Annotated in this window: 7 protein-coding genes and 1 pseudogene; 2 read left to right on the forward strand and 6 right to left on the reverse strand. The window is 72.0% G+C overall.

Going from position 1 to position 9,129, the window contains the following annotated elements:
- Positions 1 to 1,895: transglycosylase domain-containing protein (locus IE312_RS29970; RefSeq protein WP_229900593.1), on the reverse strand; the 1,895-nt coding region annotated here is incomplete at its 3' end.
- A gap of 210 nt (positions 1,896 to 2,105) precedes the next feature.
- Here IE312_RS29970 and IE312_RS29975 point away from each other — a divergent pair.
- The gene (locus tag IE312_RS29975) at positions 2,106 to 2,336 is read left to right on the forward strand and encodes an FmdB family zinc ribbon protein (RefSeq protein ID WP_189985415.1); all 231 of its coding nucleotides are present in this window, start codon (positions 2,106 to 2,108) and stop codon (positions 2,334 to 2,336) included.
- A 78-nt stretch (positions 2,337 to 2,414) separates the two neighbouring features.
- On the opposite strand, the gene IE312_RS29980 is transcribed toward IE312_RS29975, so the two are convergent.
- From IE312_RS29980 to IE312_RS29990, 3 genes and pseudogenes are all read right to left on the reverse strand, one after another.
- Positions 2,415 to 3,227: an HAD family hydrolase gene (locus IE312_RS29980; protein ID WP_189985416.1), complete on the reverse strand. Its 813-nt coding sequence runs from the start codon at positions 3,225 to 3,227 to the stop codon at positions 2,415 to 2,417.
- The gene (locus tag IE312_RS29985) at positions 3,227 to 5,671 is read right to left on the reverse strand and encodes a phosphoribosyltransferase (protein ID WP_189985417.1); all 2,445 of its coding nucleotides are present in this window, start codon (positions 5,669 to 5,671) and stop codon (positions 3,227 to 3,229) included. The genes IE312_RS29980 and IE312_RS29985 overlap by 1 nt, the downstream gene beginning before the upstream one ends.
- Positions 5,672 to 5,698: 27 nt before the next feature.
- Positions 5,699 to 6,864: pseudogene (locus IE312_RS29990) on the reverse strand (HpcH/HpaI aldolase/citrate lyase family protein).
- Positions 6,865 to 7,038: 174 nt separating this feature from the next.
- Here IE312_RS29990 and IE312_RS29995 point away from each other — a divergent pair.
- Complete coding sequence (locus IE312_RS29995) at positions 7,039 to 7,785, forward strand: TerD family protein (protein ID WP_189985418.1); 747 nt, start codon at positions 7,039 to 7,041, stop codon at positions 7,783 to 7,785.
- Positions 7,786 to 7,797: 12 nt separating this feature from the next.
- Here IE312_RS29995 and IE312_RS30000 read toward each other — a convergent pair whose 3' ends face one another.
- Positions 7,798 to 8,532 (reverse strand): TerD family protein, encoded by a 735-nt coding sequence (locus IE312_RS30000; protein WP_189985419.1) that lies wholly within the window; start codon positions 8,530 to 8,532, stop codon positions 7,798 to 7,800.
- An 88-nt stretch (positions 8,533 to 8,620) separates the two neighbouring features.
- A partial coding sequence (locus IE312_RS42460) for a DUF475 domain-containing protein (protein ID WP_229900594.1) occupies positions 8,621 to 9,129 on the reverse strand: 509 nt, incomplete at its 5' end.

Below are 9,129 nucleotides of genomic sequence, written 5' to 3' on the forward strand. Positions count from 1 at the left end.
TCGCCGATGGCACGCTTGGGGCGCGGGGTGGCGAGCGGGACCGGGGAACCGTTGCGGGTGATGCGGCGCACCGAGTACGGCTCGGTGTGGGTGCCGCCGGCGGCGAAGGTGGCGTAGCCGCTGGCCATCCGGATCGCGCTGGGCGTGGAGTTGCCCAGGGACAGGGCGGGCACCTGGGGGCCGAAGCTGGAGGGCAGCAGTCCGGAGGCCTCGGCGGTCTGGCGGACCCTGTCCAGGCCGGTGTCCATGCCGAGCTGCATGAAGGGCGTGTTCACCGATTTGGCGAGCGCCTCGCGCAGGGAGATGTGCCCGTAGGACCTGCCGCCGTCGTTGTGCGCGGAGACCTTCTTGCCGCTGCGGTCCCAGTACGGCCCCTCGGGGGTGGTGACGGGCACGCCGTCGTCGCCGTCGTAGACGCTGTCGGGGGTGACGGGGGTGGCGGGTCCGCCGCGGGTCTTGCGCACGCCGTGTTCGAGTCCGGCGGCGTAGACGAACGGGGTGAAGGCGGTGCCGGCGGGGACGGTGGTGGCGTTGGACTCGTTGTAGCCCTGTTTGCGGTGGTCGGGGCCGCCGTAGACGGCGAGGACGCGGCCGTCCGGGGCGACCGAGGCGGCGCCGTAGTGGCCGTTCCTCGCGGTCGCCGGGTCGTTCTTCGCGGCCTGCTTGCGGGTCTTGGTGACGGCGTCGGTGAGCGCCTTCTCCCGCTTGTGGTCGAAGGTGGTGTAGATCTGGTAGCCGCCGAGGTCGAACTGTTGGTCGGTGAGGTGTCCGGCCTTCTTGGCGTACTGGGAGGCGAGTTCCACCAGGTAGTCGCTCTGCGCGCCGGTGTTGTACAGCGGGTTGCTCTTCAGCGGCTCGGGGAACTTGGTGTACTTCGCCCGTTCCTGCGGTGACAGTTTGCCGATCTTGACCATGCGGTCGAGGATCCAGGACCAGCGTTCGGCGGCCCGCGCGTGGTTGGCCTTGCCGAGCGTGGGGTCGTACAGTCCGGCGCCCTTGAGCAGTCCGGCGAGCATGGCCGCCTCGGAGGCGTTGAGCTTGCCGACGTCCTTGCCGTAATAGGCCTGGGCGGCGCGCTGGATGCCGTAGCTGCCGCGGCCGAACCAGCTGGTGTTGAGATAGCCCTCGAGGATCTGGTCCTTGCTCATCTTGTTGTCGAGCTTGAGGGCGATCATCGCCTCGGTGAATTTGCGGCTTACGGTCTGGTTCTGGGTCAGGTAAACGTTTTTCACGTACTGCTGGGTAATGGTCGACCCGCCCTCGGTGTCCCCTTGGCCCAGCGTGCGGAACACCGCGCGGGTGATGCCCTTGGCGGATATGCCCGGGTCCGAGTAGAAGCTCTCGTTCTCGGCCGCGAGCACCGCCCAGCGGACGTCCTCGGGTATGTCCTTCAGGGGCATCGCCTGCCGCTGCACCCAGCCGGTCCGGGCCATGGGCGTGCCGTCGGACCAGAAGTAGACGTTGTCCTGCTGGGTGGCGTACGAGTTGAGGTTGTCCGGTATGTCCGTCATGGCGTACGCGGTGACGAGGAACGCGCTCAGCAGGCCGAACGAGGTCAGGGTGGCGCCGAGCCACTGGCGCCAGGAGGGTATCCAGCGGCGCCAGCCGGTGCGTCCGGGGCGCGGGTAGACCGGCTTGAGGCGGCGTGCGTACGGGGCCGCGCGGCGCGCGTACGGGGCCAGCGGGGTCAGCAGACGGCCGGCCGCGTTCGCGGTCCGCTCCCGCCCGGTGGAGCGCGCGCTGCGCCGGCGCTCGGCCCGGCCGCCGCCCGGAGCGGCCGGCTCCGGTGGTGGCGGGACGCGCAGCTGCACGGTCTCGTCCGCCCTGAGGGCGTCGACTCTCAGATGCAGGGTCTCGTCGGCGCCCGACGGCTTCTCGCGACGGCCTCCCCCCATGGGGCCGCCCTCCCCCTGCGACGCATTGGTCACGCCTGCGTCTCCCTCCGCACTCGGTCTTGCTCGCGCGGGTGAGCTGAGCATCCTCGCAACGGCGTTCACAAATTATCAGTAACGTTTTCGAATGACCTGCACATATGCCGGATGGAAAGCAACACTCATGAAACATTGAGACGTCGCCGTCCGGGCCTTGACGGCTAACCTGGGGGCATGCCTCGCTACGAGTACCGCTGCCGGACCTGCGGCGACACCTTCGAAGTCAGCCGCCCCATGGCCCAGTCCGCCGCCCCCGCGAGCTGTCCCGCGGGCCACGACGACACGGTGAAGCTGCTGTCGACCGTGGCGGTGGGCGTGTCGAACACCACGTCCGCCGCCGCGCCCGCGCCGAGGGCCGGTGCGGGCGGAGGGGGCGGCTGCTGTGGCGGAGGGTGCTGCGGGTAGCCGCCCACCGGGGTGCCACGTGATGCCGTCTCGCGGGTGCGGCGCCGTCGTGCTCCTTCGCGCAGTTCCCCGCGCCCCTTAAGTCGGCTGCCGTACCGCTCTCAGGAACTCCCGCAGGATCCGCTCGCCCGCCAGGACGCCCCGTTCCGGCAGGGCGGTGACGTCCGGGGCCGTCCAGCCCGTGTCGGCCAGTTCGCCGTGGGCCGGGCGCCAGCCGCGGTCGGCGGCGAGCAGCAGGTCGGCGTCGAGCAGCGAGTCGCCGGCGGCCAGCGTCAGCTCCGCGCCGGTGCGCCGGGCGACCTCGCGGACGGCCGCGCTCTTGGTGAGCGGCTTCGGCACGGCGTAGATCTTGCGGCCCTGCAAGGACACCGTCCAGCCGCGGTCCTCCGCCCACACCGCCAGCTCCTTCACCCAGTCCTCGGGCAGCAGCTCGCGCTCCACCACCAGGTAGGCGAACAGGTCCTCGGCGATGCGGTGCTTGCGCAGCCAGACCGGGTCGGCGGACCGCAGCAGGTGCTCGCCGACCTCCGCCAGCGACGCGCACTCCGCGGCGAGCCGCGCCTGCACGCGCGCGTGCCAGCCGGTGTCGGTGACCCCGTCGACCAGCAGATGCCCGCCGTTGGCGCAGATCGCGTACGCCGGCGGCGGACCCGGCAGGTTGATGCGCTGGTACTGCTTGCGGGTCCGGGTCGTCGTCGGCACGAACACGGCCGCGTCCCCGAGGTCGGTCAGCAGCCCGGCCGCGGTCTCCGTCAGGTAGGAGAGCGGCTTGGCCTCGTGCACCTCCACGCACAGCAGCCGGGGCGCCCGGGCGTCGGGCATGGTCAGCGCGAGGGCCGCCGAGGAGTAGATCAGCGTACGGTCGAGGTCGCTCGCCACCAGCACCGGCATCAGACGTTCACCGCCCGGCCGTCGGCGCCCGTGGCACCCCGCGTGTACCGGGGGTGGATCAGGCCGACGCAGGTGTACGGCAGATCGCCGACCTCCTCGACCGGCACCCCGCGCTGCTCGGCGAGCAGCCGTACGTGGTCCAGGTCGGCGCCCGCCCCGGCCCGCGCCAGGATCTTCCACGGCACCCGGCGCAGCAGCACCCGGGTGGTCTCGCCGACGCCCGGCTTGACCAGGTTGACGTCGTGGATGCCGTACTCCTCGCTGATCCGTTCCACGGCCCGCCAGCCCGCCCAGGTCGGGGTGCGGTCGGCGGCCGTCAGTTCCTTCGCCGCGCCGTCGACGGCGTCGCGGACCTCCGGGAAACGGGCGGCGACGGCGTCGAGGAAGGCCACGGAGACGTCCGCGCCGGCGAGTTCCCGGTAGAACTTGGCGCCGTGGAAGTCGTGCGGGCCGACCAGGTCGGCGCGCAGGACCGTGCGCGAGATCAGGCCGGAGACGGTGGAGTTGAGGCAGGCGGAGGGGATGAGGAAGTCCTCGCGGGTGCCGTAGGTGCGCACGCAGGAGCCGGGGTCGGCGAGGACGGCGATCTCCGGGTCGAACCCGGTGACGCCCTCGGCGGCCTCGAACCGCGCGACGGCCTCGGCGAGCTCGCGGGTGATCGCGCCCTTGCCGGTCCAGCCGTCGACGAAGACGACGTCCCGGGGGTCGTGCCGGCCGGCGAGCCAGCGCAGCGCGTTGGCGTCGATGCCCCGGCCGCGCACGATCGACACCGCGTAGTGCGGGAGCTCCAGGCCGTGCCGGAACTGCGCCCAGCGGCGCATCAGGATGCCGACCGGGGTGCCCGCGCGGGCCAGGGAGACCAGCACCGGGCGGGGCGACCGCTCGGTGAGGACGGTCTCGGTGACGACACCGACGGCGTGCGCGAGCCGGGCGGCCGACGCGTCGAGCGCCGCGTGGAACAGCTCCTGGTACCGCGCGCTGGGCTGGTACTCCACCGGCAGCGACTCGGCGTAGTGCGCGCCGCCGTGCTGGACGGCCTCCTCCCGCTCCTCCGTCGGCGCCTCCAGGGGCACGTCGGACAGGTCCTGGAGCAGCCAGCCGACCTCCTCCGGGGCGTACGAGGAGAAAGCGGGGCCGCGGAGGGGCTCGGGCAGCATGACCGGCCTTTCGGGAGCATGCGGGACGTACGACGGTACGACCGCGAGCAGGACGTGCGGGACGTGCGCGGTGAGGCGGGCGAGCAGACCGCCGGGCGCGTGCAGGGCGGGGGTGTCGGCGACGGAGTCGACCACGGCGACGACGGCGTCGAAGCCGGCGCCGGCCACGTTGTACGCATAGCGCTCGCCGGGGCCGTCGGCCGGGTCGTCGTGGGCGGGGAAGACCAGGCGGGTGCGGATCGCGTACCCGGGGTCGTCCACCGCGAGGACCGGCGAGCGGGTGGTGGTGGAGAACCGCACCTCGGTGGCCGTGCCCTGCTCCAGCTCGCGGGCGAGCCGCAGCGGGGTGTACATCAGCTCCTCGGAGCCGAGGACGAGGACCCGGCGGGCGCCGGCGGGCAGGGCGTCGCGGATGCGGGCGGCCATGGCGGGCAGGGCCGCTTCGAGCCGGGCGCGGTGGGCGGGGGTGAAGCCGTGCCGGCCGCCGTCGGGCAGCCCCGGGGGCCAGTGCAGGTCGACCCTGGTGACGGGCCCGGGCCGGGTCGCCTCGCTGGGCCCGCTCCCGGCGGACTCGTGCCGGGCCACCAGTTCCTGCCCCTTCTCCAGCACGCCCTCCGGCAGCCGCACGGTCCCAGACGCGGCGGCGACGAGGTCCACCCGTGCCCCGATGTCCCGCGCGAACCGCTCCAGCCGCGCGCAGTCCTCGGCCGACCGCATGTCGACCAGGGCCACCACCACGTAGCGCCGGCGCGGATACCGCCGGTGCAGGTCACGAATGGTGTTGAGGACCGTGTTGCCGGTCGAGAACTCGTCGTCCACCAGCACCAGCGGTCCGTCCCCGGCCAGCAGCCCCGGATCCTCCGGCAGCAGCAGGTGCGACGTGGCGTGGCTGTGGGACTCCTCGAAGCCGCCCGCCGGGGTGACGCCGGGGACGGGCCGCCGCGTGGAGTGCAGATACGGTGCCGCGCCGAGCCCGTCGGCGACGGCGTGCCCGAGCCCCGTCGCGGTCTCCGCGTACCCGAGGACGACGGCGGACCCCGTCTCGGCCTCACCGAGCAGCTCGGCGACCCGGCGGCCCAGCCGGAGCCCGTGGTCGTGGACCACGGCCGGCGACTGCGGGACGTGCTTGCCGAGGACGTTGGAGACCAGCAGGTGGGCCCGCTTGGGATTGCGCCGCAGGGCGAGTCCGAGCAGCGCCGGCAGCGCGTCGTCGCCCTCGAGCCCGACCCCGAGCCGCTCGGCGACCCAGCTGCCGGACCAGACCCCGTCGTTCACTGCGTTGTTCATGCGTTCCTTGGAGAGGTGACGAAAGGTTCAGCCGGGTATGCCGGCGGCGAGCAGGTCCACGAAGCCGACGTCCTCGTTGGCGACGCCGAACACCTCGGCGCGCAGGAGGGTCCGCTCCGCCCAGGCGCGGTGCGGTTTCACCTCGTTCATCTTGTTCGTGTACGCCGACCGGAGTACACCCCCGCCGCCGCGTTCCGGCCGCAGGATGTCCTGGGCGTCGCTGAACTCCTCGTGGCTGACCACGGACAGCGCGTGCACGGGCAGGACGTGGGAGGGGTGGATGCAGGTCTTGCCGAGCAGGCCGTTGGCCTGGTCGAGGGAGATCTCCCGGAGCAGCCCGTCCATGGCGTGTTCGATCAGCTTCTCGCGCAGCTCGACGGCCCGTACCTGCAGGAAGGGGCTCTGGCGCAGCTGCGGCTTGAACATGCGCTCCGGCACGCGGAAGTACTCCCAGACCGGGCCGGTGACGGTGAACCCGCTGCCGTCGGCACGGCCGAGCATGTTCACCACGTCGGCGATCACGGAGGCGACGATCTGGACGTCGTACGCCGTCATGTCGGGGGCGCGGCGCAGGCCGTAGGAGGAGCAGAAGTCGGTCACGCCGAGGCGGAGGGCCAGCACCCGGTCGCGGTACTTGTCGACCGCGCGGAAGATGCCCTCCAGGGTCTCCACCCGGGACTCCCGGTAGAGCAGCTCGGGGGACTCCAGGACGGGCATGGCGAAAAGCCGGCGGCCGCAGGCCTTCTCCGCGCCGGTGAGGGCCTCCAGGAAGGGGATGCCGCGTTCCTCGGTGAACTTGGGCAGCACGAATCCGGTCAGCAGGCGCACGGTCGGGCCGAGGCGGCGGACCAGGTCCGGTATCTGCTCCGGGGTGCGGACCCGGATGAACAGCAGGGGCGGTTCCGCCCCGGGGCGGGCGGCGAGAGCGGCGAACTGCCGGACGAGGTTCTCCTCGCCGGCCCGACGTCCGCGTCGTCGATCGAGTCCTCCAGGCACAGCACCATCGAGACCACCCCGCCCGCCGCCTGCTTGACGATGTCGTCGGCCAGCCGCGGCCGGGTGGCCGGGCTGTACAGCGTGGCGCCCAGGGCCGCGGAGAGCAGCCGGGGAGGGGAGCCGGCGGTGAAGGCGCACGGCTCCTGATGGAAGAGGCGCTGCCGTACCTCGGGGGCGATGTGCCCGAAATGACGCATAGGACTCCCTCGGCGCGCGAGCCGATCCTCTGGATTCGGTAAAGGGTGGCCGGTAATAGTACGTAGGGATCCCTGTCCGGAGTTCCCCACGTGCGTGAATTTCCGGTAACCCACCCGTGGCGCCGCCAACCCCCCGCATTGTCGTGAGCAGGACCGAGCAGGCAGGATGACCGCATGACGCACGCGATGCTGAAGGGGTCGAACGTCCCGCTGGAGGCCGCCACGGTGCGTGCCGTGCTGCGCTGGACGCCCGGGCAGGGCGTCCCGGACGTGGACGTGTCGGCACTGCTGCTGGGCTCCGGCGGCCGGGTGCGCTCCGACGAGGACTTCGTCTTCTACAACCAGCCCCGGCACCCCTCCGGGGCGGTGTGGCGGCTGGGCAAGAAGCGGGTCGCCGAGGGGCTGGCCGACACGATCCAGACGGACCTGTCCGGCGTGGAGCCGGGGGTGGGCCGGATCCTGCTGGTCGCCTCCGCCGACGGCGTCGCCTTCGACCGGGTGCCGGCGCTGTGCATCCTGCTGTACGACGCGGCGGTCGCCGACGGGGAACCGCTGACCCGGTTCGAGATCAAGCCGGAGACCGGCGCGGAGACGGCGCTGATCTGCGGTGAGCTGTACCGGCGCGGGGAGGGCTGGAAGTTCCGGGCGCTGGGCGAGGGGTACTCCAACGGGCTGAAGGGGCTCGCCACCGACTTCGGCATCTCGGTGGACGAGTCGGAGGGCGCGGAGCCGGAGTCCGAGCCGACGTCGTCCCAGCCGCTGCCCCCGGAGCTGCCGGCCTCCGCGGAGCCGCCGACGGCTTCCGTGCCGGCGCAGCCGCCCGCCTACGGCTACCCCCAGCCGATGCAGGCGCCGGCGGCCGCGTCGGGGGACGCGTACTTCCGGCTGCCGCCGCAGGGGCCGCAGTTCGTCGGGCGGTAGGCCGCCCGCGCCCTACCGGTCCGCCTTGGTCTTGTAGCCCCTGCCCCACTGCAGGCCCCAGCCGTAGAGACGGTCGAGTTCGCCCTGGAAGCCGTAGACGAACTTGACCTCGCGGCGGACGATCAGTTCGCCCTTGACGTTCTCGATCATGACGACGGCGCAGGAGCGGGCCTGCGGGTGGCGTTCGTCGAGGCTTATCTCGATGCGGGGGCCGTTGCTCGGGTAGAGGGTGACGACGGCGTGGGTACGGTCGAAGGCGGGGGTCTGGTCGTAGATGTAGACGAAGACCAGCAGCCGCTTGAGGGCGTCGCGGTGGTCGAGGTTGACGTACATCGTCTCGCCGGACGCCGAGCCGAACCGGTCGTCGCCGCTGAGTTTGATGTACGGCGGCGCGTTGACGTCGCCCAGGTAGCCGCCGAGGGGCTGTACGACCCCCTTGGTGCCGTCGGTCAGCTCGTACAGGCAGCCGAGGTCGAGGTCGACGTTGACCATGCTCTGGCCGTGCCCGAGGACCTCCGGCGGCTTCAGGGCCCTGAAGGGGTGCCGGAACAGGCTGGTGCGCTGGGTCCCGTCGAAGTCGGACGTCCGCATCCGCCAGGAGAGGTTCACGCGCAGGTGGCCGGTGGCCGCTTCCTGCTTGGTGAGCGACACCGCCTGGTGCCGCCTGGTCAGTTCGATCGCGTTGGTCGAGTTGCCCGAGTCGAAGTCGGCGGCGCGCCCGCCCAGCAGCCCGTCGAAGAATCCCATTCCCGCCCCCAGGTGACCGTTGTGACGCCGGCGGGGCGGCCGGCCGTGTCGGCCGCCCCGCTCAGAGCGTTCCTCACCGTCCGGGCCGTCACACCCCGGACGAGACCTCGGCCTTCTCGTCGGTGCCCTCGCCGCCCGCCGCGGCCAGGGCGCGGTTGCGGCGGACGGAGGAGAAGAAGGACCAGGCGATCAGGACGACACCGACGAGACCGGTGACGACCTCGTTGATCTCGTGCTGGATGGTGACCATGAGGATCACGGCGAGGGCGCCGATGGCGTAGTGGGCGCCGTGCTCCAGGTAGACGTAGTCGTCCAGGGTGCCCTGGCGGACCAGGTAGACCGTGAGCGACCGGACGTACATCGCGCCGATACCGAGGCCGAGGGCCATCAGCACGATGTCGTTGGTGATGGCGAAGGCGCCGATGACGCCGTCGAAGGAGAAGGAGGCGTCCAGGACCTCCAGGTAGAGGAACATGAAGAACGCGGCCTGGCCGGCCAGGACGATCGCGGGCTTCTGCTTGCCGCTGCGGGCGGCCTGTTCCTCCTCCTCGTGCTCGCGCTCCTCCTCTTCCTCCAGCTTGTCCTCGAAGTAGCCGG

It is taken from the genome of Streptomyces capoamus (assembly GCF_014654935.1).
Lineage (GTDB): Bacteria > Actinomycetota > Actinomycetes > Streptomycetales > Streptomycetaceae > Streptomyces > Streptomyces capoamus.

Excerpts from the sequence above, each read along its gene's own strand:
- IE312_RS29975 (WP_189985415.1), top strand. The coding sequence starts at position 2,106 with ATGCCTCGCTACGAGTACCGCTGCCGGACCTGCGGCGACACCTTCGAA.
- IE312_RS30000 (WP_189985419.1), bottom strand. The coding sequence starts at position 8,532 with ATGGGATTCTTCGACGGGCTGCTGGGCGGGCGCGCCGCCGACTTCGAC.
- IE312_RS29980 (WP_189985416.1), bottom strand. The coding sequence starts at position 3,227 with ATGCCGGTGCTGGTGGCGAGCGACCTCGACCGTACGCTGATCTACTCC.
- IE312_RS29995 (WP_189985418.1), top strand. The coding sequence starts at position 7,039 with ATGACGCACGCGATGCTGAAGGGGTCGAACGTCCCGCTGGAGGCCGCC.
- IE312_RS29985 (WP_189985417.1), bottom strand. The coding sequence starts at position 5,671 with ATGAACAACGCAGTGAACGACGGGGTCTGGTCCGGCAGCTGGGTCGCC.